1 protein-coding gene is annotated in these 1,130 nt (G+C 67.3%); it reads right to left on the minus strand.

Features of this window, described 5'->3' with window-relative positions:
• A partial coding sequence (locus tag AT959_RS00005) for a Calx-beta domain-containing protein (RefSeq protein WP_205629799.1) occupies nucleotides 1-1,130 on the minus strand: 1,130 nt, incomplete at both ends.

Consider the following 1,130-nt stretch of genomic DNA (forward strand, 5'->3'; position numbering starts at 1 on the left):
GTCGTCGTTGGCCGGGCCACCCGGCAGGGTGCGCCCATCATCAACGATGGTGCCGACGCCCTGGCCGTCGATGATGACGGCGCCAACCGGGTTGGTCAGGTTGATGTTGAAGGTTTCGGCGCCTTCGTAGGTGCCGTCGTTGTTGATGGCGACGGTGATGGTTTGCGTCGCGACGCCGGCCGCGAAGTTCAACGTGCCGGCGGCAACGCTGTAGTCGGCGCCGCTCGCCGTATTGTCTTGCCCGGCGTAGTCGACCGCCGCGCTTTGCGTCAGGTCGCCCGTCCGGGTGACCGTGAAGCTGACCGTGCCGGCCGCTTCGTCGATGACCAGGTCGTTGATGGCAAAGCCCGGACGGTCGTCGTTGGCCGGGCCGCCCGGCAGGGTGCGTCCGTCGTCGACGATGGTGCCGGTGACGCTGGCCGTGCCCAGGGTGGCGTTGCTCGGGTTGCTGAGCGAGACCGTGAAGTCTTCCGAGACTTCGTAGGTGGTGTCGTTGGCAATGGCGATGGTGATGGTCTGGCTGGTGACGCCCGGGGCGAAGCTCAGGCTGCCGCTTTGCGCCGTGTAGTCGCTGCCGGCGGTCGCACTGCCGTTGGCAGTGGCGAAGTCGACGGTGACCGCTTGCGTCGTGTTGCCCGTCACGCTGACCGTGAAGGTCACCGTGCCGGCCGCTTCGTCGATGATGACGTCGTTGCCGATGCTGACTACCGGACGGTCGTCGTTGGCCGGACCGCCGGGCAGGTTGCGACCGTCGTCGACGATGGTGACTTGTTGCGTGCCGTCGCCAATCTTGGCGTTGACCGGGGCGCTCAGGTTGAGGCTGAAGGTGTCGGCGCCTTCGAAGACGGTGTCGTTGGTGATCGCCACCGTGACGGTCTTGCTGGTTTCACCGGCGGCGAAGTTGAGCACGCCGCTGGCCGCGGCGTAGTCCGAGCCGGCCAGGGCCGTGCCGTCGGCGGTGCCGTAGCTGACGCTGGACGCGACGTCGCTGGCGCCAACCTTGGTGATGGTGAAGGTGACGGTGCCGGCGGCTTCGTCAACGATGACGTCCGAGCCCAGGTTGAAGGTCGGCCGGTCGTCGTTGGCCGGGCCACCCGGCAGGGTGCGCCCATCATCAACGATGGTGCCGA

This window comes from Dechloromonas denitrificans, from assembly GCF_001551835.1.
Classification (GTDB): Bacteria; Pseudomonadota; Gammaproteobacteria; order Burkholderiales; family Rhodocyclaceae; genus Azonexus; species Azonexus denitrificans.